The sequence below is a fragment of the Telluribacter roseus genome (assembly GCF_017355915.2).
GTDB lineage: Bacteria > Bacteroidota > Bacteroidia > Cytophagales > Spirosomataceae > Telluribacter.
This window is the reverse complement of the sequence record NZ_JAFEUV020000003.1, coordinates 301,167-319,825: the sequence shown is the minus strand read 5'-3', so window position 1 is coordinate 319,825 and position 18,659 is coordinate 301,167. Positions and strand designations below refer to the sequence as shown.

17 protein-coding genes are annotated in these 18,659 nt (G+C 50.4%); 10 read left to right on the top strand and 7 right to left on the bottom strand.

Annotated elements, in window-relative coordinates; genetic code table 11:
- The first annotated feature begins 61 nt into the window (after positions 1 to 61).
- The gene (locus tag JTN23_RS07515) at positions 62 to 934 is read left to right on the top strand and encodes a 3-keto-disaccharide hydrolase (RefSeq protein ID WP_247233497.1); all 873 of its coding nucleotides are present in this window, start codon (positions 62 to 64) and stop codon (positions 932 to 934) included.
- Between the two features lie 4 nt (positions 935 to 938).
- Here the strand turns inward: JTN23_RS07515 and JTN23_RS07510 are convergent, their stop codons facing one another.
- Positions 939 to 1,667 (bottom strand): DUF3267 domain-containing protein, encoded by a 729-nt coding sequence (locus JTN23_RS07510; RefSeq protein WP_247233496.1) that lies wholly within the window; start codon positions 1,665 to 1,667, stop codon positions 939 to 941.
- A 94-nt stretch (positions 1,668 to 1,761) separates the two neighbouring features.
- On the opposite strand from JTN23_RS07510, the gene JTN23_RS07505 reads away from it, so the two are divergent.
- Entirely contained in the window at positions 1,762 to 2,505 is a 744-nt protein-coding gene (locus tag JTN23_RS07505) for a class I SAM-dependent methyltransferase (protein WP_247233494.1), read from the top strand.
- Positions 2,506 to 2,593: 88 nt separating this feature from the next.
- Complete coding sequence (locus tag JTN23_RS07500) at positions 2,594 to 4,180, top strand: capsule assembly Wzi family protein (RefSeq protein ID WP_247233493.1); 1,587 nt, start codon at positions 2,594 to 2,596, stop codon at positions 4,178 to 4,180.
- Between the two features lie 57 nt (positions 4,181 to 4,237).
- Here JTN23_RS07500 and murA read toward each other — a convergent pair whose 3' ends face one another.
- Both murA and JTN23_RS07490 read right to left on the bottom strand, forming a co-directional pair.
- The gene (gene murA, locus JTN23_RS07495) at positions 4,238 to 5,545 is read right to left on the bottom strand and encodes a UDP-N-acetylglucosamine 1-carboxyvinyltransferase (protein ID WP_247233492.1); all 1,308 of its coding nucleotides are present in this window, start codon (positions 5,543 to 5,545) and stop codon (positions 4,238 to 4,240) included.
- A 207-nt stretch (positions 5,546 to 5,752) separates the two neighbouring features.
- Positions 5,753 to 6,487 (bottom strand): DUF4290 domain-containing protein, encoded by a 735-nt coding sequence (locus JTN23_RS07490; protein WP_247233491.1) that lies wholly within the window; start codon positions 6,485 to 6,487, stop codon positions 5,753 to 5,755.
- A 139-nt stretch (positions 6,488 to 6,626) separates the two neighbouring features.
- Between JTN23_RS07490 and JTN23_RS07485 the strand changes: the two genes are divergently transcribed.
- A complete protein-coding gene (locus tag JTN23_RS07485; RefSeq protein ID WP_247233490.1) occupies positions 6,627 to 7,994 on the top strand; it encodes an MATE family efflux transporter in 1,368 nt (455 codons plus the stop codon).
- Between the two features lie 5 nt (positions 7,995 to 7,999).
- On the opposite strand, the gene JTN23_RS07480 is transcribed toward JTN23_RS07485, so the two are convergent.
- The 3 genes from JTN23_RS07480 to bamJ form a co-directional block, all read right to left on the bottom strand.
- Positions 8,000 to 8,734, bottom strand: a complete 735-nt coding sequence (locus JTN23_RS07480) for a CPBP family glutamic-type intramembrane protease (RefSeq protein WP_247233489.1) — start codon at positions 8,732 to 8,734, stop codon at positions 8,000 to 8,002.
- Between the two features lie 82 nt (positions 8,735 to 8,816).
- Entirely contained in the window at positions 8,817 to 10,925 is a 2,109-nt protein-coding gene (locus JTN23_RS07475) for a carboxy terminal-processing peptidase (RefSeq protein ID WP_247233488.1), read from the bottom strand.
- 11 nt (positions 10,926 to 10,936) lie between these two features.
- On the bottom strand, positions 10,937 to 11,674 hold the full coding sequence (bamJ, locus tag JTN23_RS07470) for a BamJ family beta-barrel-assembly machinery protein (RefSeq protein ID WP_247233485.1): 738 nt from the start codon (positions 11,672 to 11,674) through the stop codon (positions 10,937 to 10,939).
- A 309-nt stretch (positions 11,675 to 11,983) separates the two neighbouring features.
- Between bamJ and atpA the strand changes: the two genes are divergently transcribed.
- The 6 genes from atpA (at position 11,984) to JTN23_RS07440 (ending at position 17,757) form a co-directional block, all read left to right on the top strand.
- Positions 11,984 to 13,564, top strand: coding sequence for a F0F1 ATP synthase subunit alpha (gene atpA, locus JTN23_RS07465; RefSeq protein WP_247233484.1), 1,581 nt, complete (start codon positions 11,984 to 11,986; stop codon positions 13,562 to 13,564).
- Positions 13,565 to 13,665: 101 nt separating this feature from the next.
- Positions 13,666 to 14,553, top strand: a complete 888-nt coding sequence (gene atpG, locus JTN23_RS07460; protein WP_247233482.1) for an ATP synthase F1 subunit gamma — start codon at positions 13,666 to 13,668, stop codon at positions 14,551 to 14,553.
- A 233-nt stretch (positions 14,554 to 14,786) separates the two neighbouring features.
- A complete protein-coding gene (locus JTN23_RS07455) occupies positions 14,787 to 15,518 on the top strand; it encodes an outer membrane lipoprotein-sorting protein (protein WP_247233480.1) in 732 nt (243 codons plus the stop codon).
- 202 nt (positions 15,519 to 15,720) lie between these two features.
- Complete coding sequence (locus tag JTN23_RS07450) at positions 15,721 to 15,909, top strand: hypothetical protein (RefSeq protein ID WP_247233478.1); 189 nt, start codon at positions 15,721 to 15,723, stop codon at positions 15,907 to 15,909.
- 150 nt (positions 15,910 to 16,059) lie between these two features.
- On the top strand, positions 16,060 to 16,599 hold the full coding sequence (locus JTN23_RS07445; protein WP_247233477.1) for a YceI family protein: 540 nt from the start codon (positions 16,060 to 16,062) through the stop codon (positions 16,597 to 16,599).
- 159 nt (positions 16,600 to 16,758) lie between these two features.
- Complete coding sequence (locus JTN23_RS07440; RefSeq protein WP_247233476.1) at positions 16,759 to 17,757, top strand: c-type cytochrome; 999 nt, start codon at positions 16,759 to 16,761, stop codon at positions 17,755 to 17,757.
- 75 nt (positions 17,758 to 17,832) lie between these two features.
- Here JTN23_RS07440 and JTN23_RS07435 read toward each other — a convergent pair whose 3' ends face one another.
- Positions 17,833 to 18,561, bottom strand: a complete 729-nt coding sequence (locus tag JTN23_RS07435) for a glycosyltransferase family 2 protein (RefSeq protein ID WP_247233475.1) — start codon at positions 18,559 to 18,561, stop codon at positions 17,833 to 17,835.
- Positions 18,562 to 18,659 lie beyond the last annotated feature (98 nt).

Sequence of the window (18,659 nt, the reverse complement as noted above, 5' to 3'; positions counted from 1 at the left end):
TACCTTTAAAATATCGTTCATCTTTGCTATCCCAACAATTACTACTATACCTTACCTACTTATGAAATTAGCGTTCAGCATCCTGTTTAGTTTGATAGCCCTTGCAGCCTCCGCGCAGAAAAAGCAGATTAAAAGCAAAGAAGAGTGGAAGCAACTATTCAACGGCAAAGACCTGAGTGGCTGGGACATTAAGATCCGGGGCCATGAACTCAACGAAAATTTTGGCAATACCTTCCGGGTCGAGGATGGTAAGATGGTAGTCAGCTACGATCAGTACGACGACTTCAAGTTCAAGTACGGACATATCTTCTACAAGCAGCCCTTCTCGTACTACCGCGTTGCGGTAGAGTACCGCTTTGTGGGTGAGCAGCCCAAAGGAGGCGAAGGCTGGGCCCAGCGCAACAGCGGTATCATGGTACACGGACAACCCGCCGCTACCATGGGCAAGGATCAGGATTTCCCGATCTCCATCGAAGTGCAACTGCTGGGTGGACTGGATAAAGGCGAACGTACTACCTGTAACCTGTGTACGCCCGGTACGCACGTCGTATACGAAGGCAAGCTCGATACCCGCCACTGTATCAACTCTACCTCCAAAACCTACAACGGCGACCAGTGGGTACGTGCCGAAGTACTTGTACTGGGCGACTCGCTGATCCGGCACTTTATCAATGGCGAGCAGGTACTCGAATACCAGAAGCCACAAATTGGTGGAGGCGTAGTAAGCGGATTTGACCCGCAGTTCAAGACCGACGGTAAGCTGCTGGCGGAGGGCTCCATCTCCCTGCAAAGCGAAAGCCATCCGGTTGAATTCCGGAAGGTAGAGCTACTGGACCTGAAAGGCTGCATGGACCCTAAGGCTACCAACTTTAAGTCATACTACGTAAAGGCTGATAATACCCTTTGTACCTACGGTAAGAACAAGAAGAAGTAAGCTCTCAGACCTGTTTCTGAAGGAGTACGGCTCCTTTCTCTTTATCCCTGTCGACTGCCATTCGGGTAGGTTCGGCAGGGATTTCTTCAAAAAAGTACGTTCGTCTTTCGTCTAGATCGTCGTAGGTATACATGAGGCGGTCCTGGTTGCGGTAGGAGTACCTGATCAGCATAAAATCGCCTAAGCAGCCCACCGAGTGCAGAATGAGTAGCAAAAACCAGAGTATCCGGAGCCCGGGTACGGCGGCAAGCAGGATAATGAGCAGGGATGAGATGACTATAAATGGCATAGCGGCTACCAGGGCGTTTTCGCGGAGCGTCATGACGAAGCGCTGCGCGTAGGAGTACACCATCAGGCTTTTCAGCGAATGCCCAAAGCCTACCTTCCGGGCCCCCAGGTACTTGAACACCAGGGCGTGGATAGCTTCATGCACCGGCAACACCACCGCAAAAAACAGTACAAAAGCCAGGGCTACCTGCCACAACGGGGACATTATAAATTCGCCGGCTTTCAGCATGGTACCTACCAGCCATCCGATCACTCCCCCTACCCCAATAGAAGCCATAAGAATCAATACCAGCCCGTAGCCTTTGGAGCGGCGTGACTGAGTACGACTGAGTCGGCTGGTATGAGCTTCACGAGCTAAGAACTCAGCCATCTCATCAATTGAAAACGATTCGACAAGCCGGTACCGATCCGACTCGTACAGATCCTGGATAGAGGGTTTGATCATCTCGTAGATGATATTATTTAGTTAAGGAGGAGAGTTGCAACAAGATGTGCAAAAATTATTTATCTTTCATAGCCACACACTAATTATTGAGCCTATGAAGGACCTTTTTTCAGAACAGGCCGCACACTATGCACAATACAGACCCACCTACCCGACTGCCCTTGTAGAGGAACTCGCTTCACTGGCTCCCGCCCGGCACACCGCCTGGGACTGCGGCACCGGCAATGGACAACTGGCCGTACTCCTGTCGGAGAATTTCGACAAAGTAATTGCTACCGATATCAGTGCGCAGCAACTGTTGGAAGCGCCCCAAAAACACAACATTACCTACCTTGTTGAGCCCGCGGAGCGTACTTCTGCCCCCGATAGCACCTTCGACCTGGTTACCGTAGCACAGGCCATTCACTGGTTTAGTTTTGAGAAGTTCTACGGAGAAGTTAACCGTGTACTGCGGCCGGGCGGCCTGCTGGCGGTGATAGGGTACGGCCTGTGCCGCGTTGCACCCGATATAGATCCGATCATCGACTACTTTTATACCCATACCGTAGGCCCCTACTGGGATGCCGAGCGCCGCTACCTGGATGAAGAATACGTTACCATTCCTTTCCCATACAAAGAAATAAATCTGATGGGAGCCTATAAAATACAGTATGATTGGTCGCTCCCTACCTTTACCAACTACCTGCGTACCTGGTCAGCAGTGCGTCATTTTCAGCGAGTTAAACAGTACGATCCGGTAGCCGGATTGGAAGAGATGCTAGTTCCTTACTGGATTGAAGGAGTCCGTAGCGTTGAGTTCCCCCTGCTCCTGCGTATAGGGAGTCGGGAAGAAGTCTAAACAAAACGGCTCTGAATTGCTTTTTACATACTGCACTTCCCCTGCATGTATCCGGAAAATAATCCTTAACCCTGAATCACCGATGCCTATGGCATGTCTCTACGCTCCACTTTTTCCCTCCGCCAACAGATTGCCCCGCCTCCCCTACCGATATCGCTGGATTAGTTCAGTTATGCTGGTGCTGCTGGTGCAGGCTTTTGCTGCGGCACAACCCGCGGGCCTGTATACCTACGGCCAGGCCGGAGGGTACGTCTCGTCAGATGTTGCGACTCCTTTCTGGCTTAGAGCCAACCAGTGGGGACGCGTACCACGGTCTACTCCTACTGCGTCGGCTCTACTGGGCCTTCACTATGACTCCCGACTGGCCACCACGGATACTATTACCCGTACCAGTACCCGCTCGCTGAGCTGGGGCGCGGGCGTCGAGGGGGTGTTGAATATCGGTGCCGATCCGCAGGTACTTCTACCCGAAGCCTACGCCAAGGTGGGCTGGCGGTTTATTGAAGTTATGGCCGGACGTCGCCGCGAGGTATTCGGGGTGATGGATACTACCCTTACCTCCGGCTCCTACTCTTGGGCTGGTAATGCCTTACCGATACCCAAGGTACAAATCCGGATACCGGACTACGTATCCCTGCCTTTTCTGCACGACTTTGTTGGCATCAAGGGTACTTTTTCGCACGGCTGGTTCAACACGCCCTATATTCAGAAGGCCCTGCTGCATCAAAAGAACATAGCTGCCCGCTTCGGGCCGGACCGTGGACGGTTTCACATCTTTGTAGGACTAAATCACCATGCTACCTGGGGAGGAGAAGCCGAGTACCTGCTCAACAACCCGGTGGCCGTCAACGGTAAGCTCACCCGAACTTTCGAAGATTTTGTGTGGGGAATATTGCTGGGCAAGTTGCCCAAGCAGGCTAAGAATGACCGCTACACCGTATTTGACGGGACCAACCGCGTCGGCAACCACGTAGGCCACTACGACATGGCGATGGACTACCGCTTTTCGGGAGGTACCCTGCTCCTGTACCATCAGCACCCGTTTGAAGATGCCTCGGGACTGGTATTCCGTAACTTCCCGGACGGGCTATACGGACTAAGGTGGAGGTCCAGAGCTACTCCCGATTACAAGCCATTCTTCCAGCTTCGGGGAGCCCTCCTGGAGTGGCTCTATACCCGAAGTCAGTCAGGAGCGACGTTTGTAGTACCCGGCTCGCGCTTTATGGGCAACGACAACTACTTTAACCACGGACAATACCGCGAGGGATGGTCGTACTTCGGACGAGGACTGGGTACTCCCTTCATCGCGCCACGGGCTGAGATCCGCCCGGAAGTGGGTGGCAACGGTGAATTTTTCCCGAACAACAGCATGATTGTGTACCACGTGGGGGCCGAAGCGCTTGTCGCCAACCAGGTGCTGCTGCGAGCGAAGGTTTCCTACAGCCAGAACTTTGGTAACCATAATGTCGCCTTCAATCCGGAAGTGAGTCAGCTGTCTTCGTTCCTGGGCTTTGAGCTTCCTGCCTTCACCTGGGGCAATACCCGACTGATAGGTCAGGTGGCGTATGATCGCGGAGACTTATACCCAACGGCGTTGGGCATGTACCTGGGCCTTAGAACTACCGGATGGAGTACCCGACCAGCACCTGATTTGCTTCACCGGCTACCCTTTTAAAAGACAAAGGCGAGCTACCTTCCGGAGCTCGCCTTTATTTATGATATAAAGACTAAATTATAACCGTACGATCTCGGCACCGATGGCGTTCAGACGTGTATCGATATTCTGATAACCACGGTCTATCTGCTCAATGTTATCAATGATACTTACGCCCTTGGCTGACATGGCAGCGATCAGCAGGGCTACACCGGCTCTGATATCAGGCGAAGTCATCCGGATACCCCGTAGCTGCGTGGCCCGGTTAAGACCTACTACGATGGCACGGTGCGGATCGCAAAGTACAATCTGCGCTCCCATCTCGATCAGCTTATCTACAAAGAACAGGCGGCTCTCGAACATTTTCTGGTGAATCAGCACTGTTCCCTCGGCCTGTACGGCCGTCACCAGTACAATGCTGAGCAGGTCAGGCGTGAAGCCCGGCCAGGGAGCATCGGCAACGGTCATGGTAGAGCCATCGAGGAAGGTCTCGATGCGGTAGCGCTCCTGCGCCGGGATGAATATATCGTCGCCCCGGAACTCCATCTGGATACCCAGTCTTTTGAATATATCAGGGATGATTCCGAGCATCGGGATCTGGCAGTTTTTGATGGTGATCTCCGACTGGGTCATGGCAGCCAGGCCGATGAAGCTACCAATCTCGATCATATCGGGAAGCATCGTATGCTCCGTTCCGTGCAGTTCGGCTACACCTTCAATGATCAGCATGTTAGAGCCTATACCGGATATCTTAGCTCCCATGCGGTTGAGCATCCGGCACAGTTGCTGCAGGTAAGGTTCGCAGGCGGCATTGTAGATCGTAGTAGTACCTTCGGCCATGACAGCAGCCATCAGTACGTTGGCCGTACCCGTCACAGAGGCTTCGTCCAGTAGTATATAGGTACCTTTGAGGTTGGTAGCATCTACTTTATAGAACCCGTCGTCATCGCTCGAAAAAGAGAACTTAGCTCCCAGCTTCTCGAACCCGATAAAGTGGGTATCCATGCGGCGGCGGCCAATCTTGTCTCCACCCGGGCGGGGTATACGCCCCTTCCGGAAGCGGGCCAGCATGGGCCCCAGCAGCATTACCGAACCACGTAGTGCGGATCCTTTCTGACGATAGGAGTCTGACTCCAGATGCTCCACGTTTACATCACTGGCTTCAAATTGGATGGATGATTCGCTCAGGCGGGTCTGCCGGACCCCCAGATCCCTCAATAGATCGATAAGCTGATTTACATCGCGGATATTAGGGATATTATGAATAGTAACGGGTTCTTTGGTGAGTAGTACTGCGCACAGGATCTGCAGCGCCTCGTTTTTAGCCCCCTGGGGTATTAGTTCTCCTTTAAGGCGGCAGTCGCCTGCTATTTTGAATGAAGCCATATGTAATTGTAAAGTCTTAGAAAATGCCGTAAAAGTCTTGGCTATCGAAATAACCGGCTCAGTCAGCGTATGGTTTTACATTTGCTGACTGCAAAAGCTCTCGATGGTGAATGTATTGTAACCTAAGTACCAAACTACCTAAACCCGCTTTGGTTGGGAGATCCGGACCAGTAGTGTGTAAAAAGTAACTTAAATCGGATGTGATCGTTACTTCCTGCGGTTTCGGTTATTATTGTTATTGTTGTTGTTATTATGCCGGTTTGAGTACTTATTGTTGTTGTTGTTGTTGTTGTGCCGGTTACGATTAGTATTGGAGTTATTCTGAGACCGGTCATTTCCGGCATTGTAGTTATTCGTCTGAGCCTGGTAGCCGGTAGGTTGGGTATTGCGGCCACGCTCCGGATTGCTGTTCCGATCTTTGGGCGAAGATTCTATCGGTCCATTCTGACGAATATAGGCAATCTCATCATTTAGCTGCCCATCCGCCAGGATCTCCAGATGCTCCAGGAGCACGACATCTTCCGGATTATCCTTATTCCAGGTATTATAGAATGAGCGCATCAGCCTGAACAGGTACGATACAAAAGCCAGACGGTCATCCTTGTCTTCGGTCTGGATGGCTTTCTCTACCAGTAGCTCCACGTTCCGGCCGTAGTGGCGGAAGTTAAGGTTCTGCTGATTGTAATCCACTCTTAATGGTTTGCGGCCCAGTACTTCTTTGGACGGCGGTGGATAGGGACTATCAACATCCAGTTCAAAACCCGACATAATATAAAGATCATCCCAAAGCTTATTGTAGTAGTCCTGATTATCCTTCATGTTAGGATGAATCTGACGCATAAGCTCCACCAAAATATGCGCGTAGAGATTGCGCTTGTCGCGATCCTGCATGGCAGTGATGTGATCCGCGAGTTTCTGTACGTTGCTACCGTATTCTTTCAAGAGCGTGAAGATTTTTAGAGAGACAAAATTAAGAAGTTTTTTCTGAGAAAAAAGTTGATGTAACCCAGAAGCAGCTGGTCCGGGTTTGTTTTTGTACTTTTGCAGGCCCAAATCAAAATCAGCAGATTAGAAAGAGTGTATGCATCCTTTAGTGCGACTATACCAACGTGATATAAAAAAGACCTTTGAGTTAAGCATTCCCATCGTGGTGGCTCAGTTGGGAGTGGTACTTATGGGCGTAACCGACAACCTCATGATCGGGCGGCTGCTGGGCGCGGTGCCGCTGGGGGCCGCCGGTATTGCCAACTCGGTCACCTTCCTGATCGGTAGCATCGGAGTAGGCGGGCTTTCCATCGTATCAGCACTGGTGTCTAGAGCCAACGGACAGGGCGAAAAAGCCGAAATAAGCCGCCTGTACAAAGCAGGTACCCAGGTGGCGTGGCTACTGGGGATAGTACTGGGGGTAATCGGCCTGCTGCTTGCCTGGCAGTTCGAAATCTTCCGCCAGACGGCTGATATAACCGAACTGGCCCGTCCGTTCATGATTATTATTACCATTTCCAATATACCTCTGTTGCTATTCGTGGCCGTGCGGCAGCTTTGCGATGGCCTCTCGCGCCCGCGGGTAGCGATGTATATTACCATGTCGGCCCTTGCACTGAACGCTATCCTCAACTACGCTCTCATCCTGAGCATGGGATTCCTGGGTGCCGCCGTGGGTACTTTGCTTTCCCGGATCTATATGGCCGTAGCCATCTGGTTCTACGTGAAGCGGGACGTCTTCTTTCGGCCTTACTTCACGGCTTTCGCCCCTGGATCATCGTTACAGGCCCTCCGGACCAAAATCCTGAAGCTGGGGCTCCCGGGTGGATTTCAGTTTTTCTTTGAAATTGCCGCCTTCTCACTGGCCGTGATCATGATTGGCTGGCTGGGCGAGCCCCAACTGGCCGCTCACCAGATAGCCATCAACATGGCCTCTACTACCTATATGATGGCTACGGGTATTGCCGCCGCGGGGAGTATCCGGGTGGGTATGGCCGTGGGGCAACGCAGTATACAGGCTGTACGTAGAGCAGGTACGGCTGCCTTCCTGCTGGTAGCGGCATTTATGGGGCTCTGCTGCATCCTCTTCCTTACAGCCAACGACTGGCTGGTGAGCCTCTACATACGGGACTCTCCAGAAGTAGCTACCATTGCCGCAGGTCTGGTCATCATTGCCGGCTTCTTTCAGCTTTCGGATGGTATACAGGTAGTAGGGCTGGGTACCTTGCGAGGTATCGCCGATGTCAATATTCCTACGGTTATTACGCTGTTTGCCTACTGGGGACTGGCACTACCCATGAGCTATGTATTTGCTTTCCCGCTGGGCATGGATGTGACGGGCGTGTGGATCGGCTTATCGGTAGGTCTGACGGTATCAGCGCTGCTGCTCACCATCCGATTCTTCCGGAAACTCCGACGGGTCAGGCTGGACGAGGTAAAGCCTGAGGCAGTGACTGGCCACTGATGCTACTATACATACAGTAGTAAAAGGGGGATCAGGTTGAATAGAGCGTGCTGCACTACCGCATGCATAAAGCCAAAGCGCATACGTACATAGCCATTGAACAAGCCAAATACAATCTGCTGTACCGTAATAAAGGGGGCCAGCAGCCATACACTCCACGTCAGTTCGGCTACATTGAAGATATGCATCAGGCCGAAGAGCAGCGACGACAGGTAGAAAATAAGACCAAACTGCTGCTGCCAGCGCCGGCGAAAAGAAGCCTCCAGGAGCGGGACGCTTAGCAAAGCAAAGGCAGTAAGCCCCGCTACGGCAGCCATAACGACCATCAGATAGAAGCCCGGCTGATTAAGTACCTGAATAATGTTGGTCGAATAGGTCCCTCCAAACGGCAGCCAGTAAAACACGATCAGTCCCAGCGACAGGGCAATACGCGCCGGTGAGTAGTGAAGCCCCCAGCGATAGGCCAGTTCTTCAACCAGTGGCGCCATTACCAGAGAACCCACCACCAGTTCCAGCAGACTCGTCGAATAAACCGTCTGCCGGGCCAGGTCCTGATGGCTGAGCAGCTTGGCTATCGGCCTAATCAGCCACACATCGGCCACAATGGCGGCGGCTCTGAAAATGGTCAGAGCTACAAAAAGTCCCAAAACTACCCGCAGCCGCACGGGCACGTCAGCCAGCGAATAGGTAGGATTGCGAAGAAAATGGAGGAAATCTTTAACTATAAAGCCGGGGCGCATACAGTAGCTATGAGCTGATAAATTACAAAAGCGACCACCCCGGCAAGATCCGGAGCGGTCGCTTTTGCATTAGTTTATTGTATTATTTCTTCTTGGTGCCTGCCAGGCTAGGCTCCTTCGAAAAAGTAATCAGGTCAGCCAGAATACGTCCGGTTTCGGTGATATACACATCCTTCTTCTTGGTATCAGCTTTCGCGGTTGTGTCTTCCTCCTCGGCGTCCAAATCAGTTTCACCCAGTTTGGTAAGAGCAGCCCGCTTCTTCTCGGCTTCTTCGCGTTCTTTTTTACGCTTCGACTCCTGCAGCGATACCGTCTTATCTTCACGGGCCTTACGGAACGACTCTAGATCTTCGGCTAGTTTTTTCAGCTCCTCGTCGCTACGCAGACGCTGATTATACTTGTCTTTGACCTGGCTCACCAGCTTATCGCTGATGTTGTCTGTGATCTCAAAGCGGGTAGAAGCTATCTGATCCCAGGGTAGTGCACTCTTCTGTGAGCCTTCCCCGTACTCATTTATCTTAAAGGCAGTAGGTAGCTCTACATCCGGCATTACACCACGAAGCTGGGTACTGCTACCATTAATCCGGTAGAACTTAGCCACGGTCATTTTAACCTGTCCCAGCTGCTCGCTTTCCTTCGGCATCCACTGGTTCAGGTCGATCAGCGTCTGAACGGTACCTTTACCATACGTCTGCTCGCCTACGATCAATCCACGCTTGTAATCCTGGATAGCCGCCGCAAAAATCTCAGAAGCCGAGGCGCTAAAACGGTTTACAATTACCGCCAGCGGACCTGTATAAGCTACCGACGGATCGGTATCAGCCTGTACTTCGATATCTCCCATCGACTCCTTCACCTGTACCACAGGGCCTTTGTTGATAAACAAGCCGGTCAATGAAATAGCTTCGGTCAGCGATCCACCTCCGTTGTTACGCAAGTCTATCACGATACCGTCTACTTTCTCAGCCTTCAGCTCGTCGATCAGCTTCTGTACGTCACGGGTAGTACTCGAGAACTCCTTCTCGCGCTGCTGCGCTCCTTCAAAGTCACGGTAGAAGGTAGGGATATCGATTACTCCAATCTTATAGTTGTGGTTGCCCTGGTTGATGGTCACTACCTCTTTCTTGGCACCCTGCTCTTCCAGTTTTACTTTTTCACGCACCAGACGAATCTCCTTGGGAGGAGTATTAGGCAGTGCGTTGACCGGAAGTACCTGCAGACGTACTACAGTTCCTTTGGGTCCCTTGATCAGTTTGACAGCATCATCCACAAACCAACCCACAATATCAGTCATTTTTCCTTCATCTCCCTGAGCCACACCAATAATGCGATCTTCCTTCTTCAGCTGCTTGCCCTTAAAAGCGGGACCGCCGGGAATAACATCCACAATTTTGATATAGTTGTCCTCTTCTCTCAACAACGCCCCAATACCTTCCAGCGACAGGCTCATGTCCTGCTTGAAACGATCGGCCGAGGTAGGCGACATATAATTGGTGTGCGGATCAAGCGACTCGGCAAAGGAATTCATGTACATCTGGAATACCTGCTCGGTGCGGATACGCTCCAGACCGCGATCACGGTTCTTGTAGCGGTCACGCAGGGTAGTTACCACCGCGGAGTCGGCCTTACCGGTCAGTTTCAGATCCAGAGCCTCGCTCTTGATGTACTTGCGCCAGATATCGTTGAGCTCATCGTTCGTTTTGGCCCAGGCCACCTTCTCACGATCTGTATTCAGCGTTTCGTCGACACTGAAGTCAAATGGCTTAGGCTGGCTCAGAAGCTTCTGAATATACTCGCTGCGCTCCTTGTACCGCTTCCGGAACAGGTTGTACATATCGTAAGGTACCTGCAGCTCACCTTTGGTCAGAAAATCATCAAATGAGTACCTGTGTTTTTCAAATTGGGCCACATCCGACGCCAGAAAGTACAACCGGTTGTGGTCAATATCGCCCAGATACTTGTCAAAGACTACTGAAGAGAGGGAGTCATTCAGCTTCGTTTTGCGGTAATGATAATTGGTTAAAATACGGGTTACCAATGCCTCCGCGCGAAACTGAGACGCGGTGGGTTGCAACTCCTCCTCCATAGCAGTACTTGACGATGGCGACAGTTCTACGCCGTGCTCAAGCACCGGCCGCTGTTGCCATCCCAGCAACACCACAGGTATCAGGGTGATCAGGTACTTTCTCATATTCAAAAATACTATTTAAGGATTTCTAACAATTCCACTTCGAAGACGAGAGCAGAATTTGGTCCGATCGTTGGTCCGGCGGCACGTTCACCGTACGCCAGCTCGGATGGAAGGTACAGTTTCCACTTGGAGCCAACCGGCATCAGCTGTAGAGCTTCCTGCCAGCCTTGTATTACACCATTGACCGGGAACTCTACTGGTTCGCCCCGTTCTACTGAACTATCAAATACTGTTCCATCGGTTAAAGTACCGTGATAATGAGTCTTTACGCGATCCGTTGCCGCCGGCTTAGGACCGTCCCCCATTTTGATCACCTCGTACTGTAGCCCACTTTCAGTTGTCTTTACTTGAGGTCTTTTCTTATTCTCGGCCAGGAACTTCTCACCTGCCTGCTTATTAGCCTGTCCTTTCACGGAAGACTGCTTCTGGAAGTACTCACCAATGACCTGGTTAGCCTGCTCAGGCGTCATGGCGGTAGTACCACCTTTCAGTGTTTCATTGATAGCCCTTACCAGGTGCTCCGTATTAATATCCGAAAGTCCCTGTGATTTGATTGATCCGGCTACACTGACGCCTATCGCGTACGCCACAGAATCAACGTTGGTCTTGAGAGTCGGAGTAGCACTGGCTGTTGCAGCCTTGGGAGCAGTAGTTGCAGGTTTGGTGGGTGCAGGTTTGGTTGTTTTCTTGGTAGTCTGTGCTATCCCATTTGTAGCCAGCAAGGTAGCGCAGGCTACTGTGGCAAGCATTGCTTTCAAATTGATGTACATTCGGATTTTTTAAATCGATAAAAAATAGATTTGTAATTGATTGGTAAAAAACGAAATCAATTACTTAAAAAACACAGTTTGTACCTAAAAAAGTTTGGTTAAGTGATAATTAGTGTTGATTGGCGGTTTTTGGGACGGATAAGCGGGGGTCCGGAGATTAACTAAGAAAAATCTAATTTTTAACACCAATGTTTTTTGTAGTTAATGTCTATTATAAGAAAATAATGCCGTAAATTTGCGGCACTTTTGGGTAAGTTTCTTCTACACTTAAAATAAGTCAATTATACTATGATATCTGTAAGACCAGACGAAGTTTCGGCTATCTTGCGCGAGCAGCTTGCGGGCGCTAAAACAGAGGCCGAACTCGAAGAGGTAGGTACGGTACTCCAGGTCGGTGACGGGGTTGCGCGTATCTATGGCCTTTCAAAAGTACAAGCCGGTGAGCTGCTTGTATTCGAAAATGGACTGAAAGCCCTGGCCCTAAACCTCGAAGAGGATAACGTAGGAGCCGTACTATTGGGCGACTATAGTGAGATTAAAGAAGGTGACACTGTAAAGCGTACCAACGAGATTGCTTCCGTAAGAGTAGGTGATCAGATCGTGGGTCGTGTAGTAAATACTCTGGCTGAGCCTATCGATGGTATGGGTCCTCTCCAGGGAGAGCTGTACGAGATGCCTCTGGAGCGTAAGGCACCGGGTGTTATCTACCGTCAGCCCGTAAATGAGCCCCTGCAGACAGGTATCAAGGCGATCGATGCTATGATTCCTATCGGCCGCGGCCAGCGCGAATTGATCATCGGTGACCGCCAGACTGGTAAGACTGCCGTTGCGATTGACGCGATCATCAACCAGAAAGAATTCTACGATAAAGGACAGCCTGTATTCTGTATCTACGTAGCCTGTGGTCAGAAAGCTTCTACGATCAAGCAGATCGAAGCTACACTTCGTCGTTACGGAGCTATGGATTACACTGTAATCGTAGCTGCTGCGGCTTCTGATCCTTCACCTATGCAGTTCTTTGCTCCGTTTACGGGTGCTGCCATCGGTGAGTACTTCCGCGATACCGGACGCCCTGCCCTGGTTGTATATGATGACCTTTCCAAGCAGGCGGTAGCTTACCGTGAGGTATCTCTGCTGCTGCGTCGTCCTCCCGGACGTGAGGCGTACCCTGGTGACGTATTCTACCTGCACAGCCGCCTGCTGGAGCGTGCCGCTAAGATCGTTGCTGATGACTCCATCGCTCGCGAAATGAACGACCTGCCACCTTCACTGGCTGGTAAGGTTAGAGGAGGTGGTTCACTGACGGCTCTTCCGATCATTGAAACCCAGGCTGGTGACGTATCTGCCTATATCCCTACCAACGTAATCTCGATTACGGACGGTCAGATCTTCCTTGAGTCCAACCTGTTTAACGCAGGTATCCGTCCCGCTATCAACGTAGGTATTTCGGTATCACGCGTGGGTGGTAACGCTCAGATCAAGTCAATGAAGAAGGTGGCCGGTACGCTGAAGCTGGATCAGGCTCAGTTCCGTGAGCTGGAAGCTTTCGCTAAGTTCGGTTCGGATCTTGATGCCGCTACCAAGCTGGCAATCGACCGGGGACGCCGTAACCTCGAGGTTCTGAAGCAGCCTCAGTACTCACCAGTAACCGTTGAGCAGCAGGTGGCTATCATCTACGCTTCTACCAAAGGTCTGATGGATAGAGTACCCGTAGCTCAGGTTCGTGAGTTCGAAAAAGACTTCCTGGCTGTACTGGCTGCTCAGCATAGCGATACGCTGTCTGCACTGCGTGCTGGTAAGTTTGACGATACCATCACCGGGGTTCTTGAGAGAGTAGCAAAGGACGTTGCGACCAAGTACGCAGCCTAATTAGAAAAACCTAATATATAAGACAATAGCCAGAAGAGAGTGGTACGTGCAATCCTGCATTTCGCTCTCTTCTGCTTTAGCCTTCCACTTTTAGTCTACGTATGGCAAGCTTAAAAGAAGTACGTAACCGGATCGTCTCGGTCAATTCTACGCAGCAGATCACCAAAGCAATGAAGATGGTGTCAGCGGCCAAACTGCGGCGAGCTCAGGATAGTATATTTCAGATGCGCCCTTACGCGCAAAAATTAGGTGAGATGCTGGCTACGGTATCGGCCGGTACCGAAACCGCCACCGAAAGCCCCTTTTCCAGAGTACGTCCGGTTGAGAATGTACTGTTTGTAGTAGTTACTTCCGACCGCGGACTAGCCGGTGCCTTTAATAGCAATATTATCAAGGCGACTATTGAACGTATCAGAACCCAGTATGCCGAGCAGGCAGGCCGGGGCAATGTCGAGATCCTGGCTATCGGTAAAAAAGGAGGAGAAGCCATGGCACGTCGTGGCTTCAAGGTTGATACCCGCTACGCGGATGTCTTCACCCGCCTTAGCTTCGTAGCCGTAAAGGAAGTTGCCGAGGATATCATGAACTCCTTCTCGCAGGGACGTTATGATGCGGTCGAACTGGTGTACAACGAGTTCAAAAACGTAGCTACTCAGATTATCCGCACGGAGCCTTTCCTGCCGATTGCTTCGGCTCAGGAAGATACTACCAGCACGCAGGCATCCAATGTCAGCTATATATTCGAGCCTTCGGAGGCCCAGATAGTGAGTGAACTGATCCCCAAGACACTGAAAATTCAGCTGTATCGGGCGGTACTTGAGTCCAATGCTTCGGAACACGGAGCTCGCATGACAGCGATGGATAAAGCTACCGATAACGCTCAGGAGCTACTGAAGGAGCTGCGCCTCGTGTACAACCGTACCCGTCAGGCGGCAATTACGAAGGAAATCCTCGAAATCGTAGGGGGTGCCGAAGCACTATCAGCTTAATAGCTCAGAAGAGTATATCTTATAACGGGGCGGGTCTTACAGATCCGTCCCGTTTTTGTTTCCGCACATCCTGGCTCTGGCCCCCTTAGCTTTCAAACAAACTAGTTGAATAATTTAACATCAGGCAATGTTATTCTGACTCCTGTATAATGCTACCTTTATAAAAGCGTTTTACCTAAGCAGCAGAGCCTTGGAGCTCTGTCAACCTAACTTTTACTATACCTAATTACTTTATGGCTAATCAAAAGATTTTCCGGGCGCTTGTAGTGGCTCTTATCGCCCTGGTTTTCACTGGCGCTTCGGCTCAGAATGTGGACGAAATCATCAATAAACACGTGGAGGCTATGGGAGGAGCCGCCAAATTATCCAATTTGAAGAGTATGAAAATAGACGCGGCCATGCAGGTGATGGGCATGGAAATACCTACCACTACAACCATTGTACAGCAGCGCGGCTTCCGTAGCGAAACCGATATCCAGGGTACGAAGGTCATCCAGGCGCTGGATGGTACTACCGGCTGGACCATCAACCCTATGACGGGACAGAGTACTGCTACGCCCCTACCCGATGAGATGGTCAAAGCTATGTCAGGACAGGTTGATCTGACCGGCCTCTACAACTACAAGGCTAAGGGATATAAGGCCGAGCTCATAGGGCAGGAGACGCTGGAAGGCGCTCCGGTGTATCTGGTAAAAGTTACCAACGCCAATGGTGTTACCCTCACCAACTACATCTCTAAAGATACGTACTACATCGTTCGCACGCTGGTCAAAGCAAACGTAAATGGCCAGGATGTAGAAACCAAGATGTCCCAGTCTAACTTCAAGAAGGTGGATGGCATTACTTATCCTTTCTCGGCCGAAATCGAGTCGCCCGCTATGCCTGGTGCCATTACCATGGTAGTGAAATCCGTGCAGGTGAACCCCAAGATAGACGAAAGCATCTTTGCAATGCCTAAGAACTGATACTAGCTCTTATCGTATTCAACAGTAGTACAAGCACCGGCTCAGAGAGCCGGTGCTTTCTGTTTGAATAGGCCTGTTGTGCCCCTAATCCACAGGGATAGAAGTAATTCCCCATTTGGCAGGCATAGGCAGGCCCCGTATGCGTGGAATGATTGTTTAGCTATACAAGGCAAATAGTTGTTAAACTAAAAAAAATACGATTATGGTACGCAGAAGAGGAGAACCAGCCATACCAGGTGTTGAGAAGGAAGCCTTTGAGGCACCTGTTTTTACTTCCTATCCTACTAATACTGTCCCTACTACTCCTCCAGCGGAGGATCCTAGTATCAACCACAGTAGTAGGGACAATGAGGATAATGACGAAGAAAATACCACTGATGAAAAAGAATAGTTTTCTTTCTCATTTTCAATTCCATATAATCCCGCACTTACACGGTGCGGTTTTTTTTTGATCAAGCGGAACTATAATAGCAACATTATATGTATATACATTAAATGTAAAAACATACGCAATTTTCTAAAAAATTTACTTAACACTACTATGGAAGCTGCAGTAAAAACTACCTGGGCTATTGATCCCACCCACTCCGAAATTCAGTTTAAGGTAAAGCACCTGGTTATCTCTACCGTAACCGGATCTTTCAAGCAGTTCGAAGGTACCGTCGAAACCGAAGGTGAAGATTTCACTACGGCCCAGATCCAGTTCTCGGCGGATGTAGCCAGCATTGATACCAACCAGGAGCAGCGCGACCAGCACCTGCGCTCGGCGGATTTCTTTGATGCCGAAAACCACCCAAAACTTACTTTCGTATCAACTGCCGTTGAAAAAACCGGTGGTGATACCTACAAGATCACGGGAGATATGACCATTAAGGGTGTCACTAAGCCAGTAGTACTTACTGCTGAGTACGGTGGCAGCATGGTCGACTTCTACGGCAACAACAAGGCAGGATTTGAGATCAATGGCAAGATTAACCGCAAGGACTTTGGGCTGACCTGGCACGCCGTAACCGAAGCAGGTGGCGTGGTAGTAGCTGACGAAGTGAAGCTGGTAATCAACGTACAGGTAGCAAAGCAGTAACCATACCTACATAATAATCTACCGCTTAATAAAAAAAAGCACGGCTCTGAGGGCCGTGCTTTTTTTTGTTTATTAGTATCTATATCTTTATTAATCAATACGATACTGCTGAATAATACCATTATTCCTGCCTCTTTACCACCTTAACCATCATTCTGAATGAAAACACTTTTAAAAATCGCCGGCTGGTTTCTGGCCCTTGTGGTAATAGTTGTCGCGGGAGCGGCGGCTTACACTACTTACGTCCTGCCCGACGTAGATGATGCTCCCGTGCTAACCGTCCAGGCAACTCCCGAACGCATCGAACACGGACGGTACCTGGCCAACAACGTAATGGTATGTATGGACTGCCATAGCCAGAGAGATTTTACGAAGTTTGCTGGTCCGCTCAAAATGAATACCTATGGCGCCGGTGGTGAAGTGTTCGATGAGACTCTGGGCTTCCCCGGTACGTTTTATTCACGCAATATTACTCCAGCCCGCCTGAAAGACTGGACCGACGGTGAAATATACCGCACCATTACCACCGGTGTCAACAAGCACGGCAAGACCATATTTCCGGTTATGCCCTATAAGTACTACGCCGAGGCTGACCCCGAAGATATCAAAGATGTTATAGCGTACCTGAGAAGTCTCCAGCCCATCGACAGCGAGGTACCCGAGTCCAATCCTTCGTTCCCCTTCAACTTCATCCTGAATACCATTCCTCAGAATGCCCCCGGAGGCAAGCGTCCCGACCCAAGTGACAAAGTAGCGTATGGTCGTTATCTGATCAACATAGCAGGCTGCTTTGAGTGCCATACCAAGCCCGATGCCCAGGGCAACAAGATCGAGGGCATGGACCTGGCCGGTGGCTGGGAAATGGGCATGGGCAACGGACGCGTAGTACGCACTGCCAACCTGACCCCCGACAAGGCAACCGGCCTAGGCAACTGGAGCGAAGAAGCGTTTGTAGCCCGGTTTAAGGCCTACGCCGACAGCTCTTTTAAACCAGCGACAGTGGGTGAGAAAGACTTCCAGACCAACATGCCCTGGATCATGTATGCAAACATGAAGGAGGAGGATCTGAAAGCTATCTATGCGTACCTGCGTACCGTGAAGCCGGTAAACAACAAAGTAGAGAAGTTCTCTATCCTTGATCCCGTAGCAATGAAGTAGCCATCTCTCCCCTACAATAAAGCCCCTCCAGCTTACAAAAGAAGCTGGAGGGGCTTTATTGCTACTATACGGTTTTTACATTCTGAGGAAGCCGTACTTCAAGATACAGTACAGGGCACGGAACCCGTCCTTCCAGTTTATTTTCTTGCCCTCGGCGTAGGTACGTCCATAGTACGACACGCCTATTTCGTAGATACGGATCCCCTTAACGCGGGCGATCTTGGCGGTTACCTCCGGCTCAAATCCAAAGCGGTTTTCCTCCAGTTTAATTCCTTGCAGCAGCTTGGTATCAAACATCTTGTAGCAGGTCTCCATGTCCGTCAAGTTCAGATTGGTAGCCATATTGGACACAAACGTCAGGAACTTGTTACCGATGGTGTGCCAGAAAAACAGGATCCGGTGCGGGCGTCCGCCCATAAAACGTGAGCCGTACACTACATCCGCAAATCCATCGATCATGGGCTTCAGCAACAGGTTAAACTCATGAGGGTCATACTCCAGGTCCGCATCCTGCACGATGCATACATCACCGGTAGCCTGCTGAAAACCTGTGCGCAAAGCCGCTCCCTTGCCTCTGTTTACGTCGTGTTTGAAATACCTGATGTCCAGCGTTTCCTGGTGCAGTCTTTGATAGGCCAGCACCTGCTCTTCGGTATTATCCTGTGAGCAGTCATTCACAATGATGATTTCCTTAGCAATGGAGTGGATCAATTGCACATACCTTACTTTATCCAGAACCGTAGTAATCGTTTTACCTTCATTATAAGCGGGAATAATTATGGACAGCTTCTTAATAGTATTCATACACAGATATATTGGAAACATCATTTAGTATTCCAGCAACCTCAACTCTACCTTACCACCTACACAACGCAGTCCTTATCAGCAGGACATACCTATCC

Coding starts and splice junctions, on each gene's coding strand:
- JTN23_RS07515 (WP_247233497.1), top strand. CDS start 62: ATGAAATTAGCGTTCAGCATCCTGTTTAGTTTGATAGCCCTTGCAGCC.
- JTN23_RS07510 (WP_247233496.1), bottom strand. CDS start 1,667: ATGATCAAACCCTCTATCCAGGATCTGTACGAGTCGGATCGGTACCGG.
- JTN23_RS07505 (WP_247233494.1), top strand. CDS start 1,762: ATGAAGGACCTTTTTTCAGAACAGGCCGCACACTATGCACAATACAGA.
- JTN23_RS07500 (WP_247233493.1), top strand. CDS start 2,594: ATGGCATGTCTCTACGCTCCACTTTTTCCCTCCGCCAACAGATTGCCC.
- murA (WP_247233492.1), bottom strand. CDS start 5,545: ATGGCTTCATTCAAAATAGCAGGCGACTGCCGCCTTAAAGGAGAACTA.
- JTN23_RS07485 (WP_247233490.1), top strand. CDS start 6,627: ATGCATCCTTTAGTGCGACTATACCAACGTGATATAAAAAAGACCTTT.
- JTN23_RS07480 (WP_247233489.1), bottom strand. CDS start 8,734: ATGCGCCCCGGCTTTATAGTTAAAGATTTCCTCCATTTTCTTCGCAAT.
- JTN23_RS07475 (WP_247233488.1), bottom strand. CDS start 10,925: ATGAGAAAGTACCTGATCACCCTGATACCTGTGGTGTTGCTGGGATGG.
- bamJ (WP_247233485.1), bottom strand. CDS start 11,674: ATGCTTGCCACAGTAGCCTGCGCTACCTTGCTGGCTACAAATGGGATA.
- atpA (WP_247233484.1), top strand. CDS start 11,984: ATGATATCTGTAAGACCAGACGAAGTTTCGGCTATCTTGCGCGAGCAG.
- atpG (WP_247233482.1), top strand. CDS start 13,666: ATGGCAAGCTTAAAAGAAGTACGTAACCGGATCGTCTCGGTCAATTCT.
- JTN23_RS07455 (WP_247233480.1), top strand. CDS start 14,787: ATGGCTAATCAAAAGATTTTCCGGGCGCTTGTAGTGGCTCTTATCGCC.
- JTN23_RS07450 (WP_247233478.1), top strand. CDS start 15,721: ATGGTACGCAGAAGAGGAGAACCAGCCATACCAGGTGTTGAGAAGGAA.
- JTN23_RS07445 (WP_247233477.1), top strand. CDS start 16,060: ATGGAAGCTGCAGTAAAAACTACCTGGGCTATTGATCCCACCCACTCC.
- JTN23_RS07440 (WP_247233476.1), top strand. CDS start 16,759: ATGAAAACACTTTTAAAAATCGCCGGCTGGTTTCTGGCCCTTGTGGTA.
- JTN23_RS07435 (WP_247233475.1), bottom strand. CDS start 18,561: ATGAATACTATTAAGAAGCTGTCCATAATTATTCCCGCTTATAATGAA.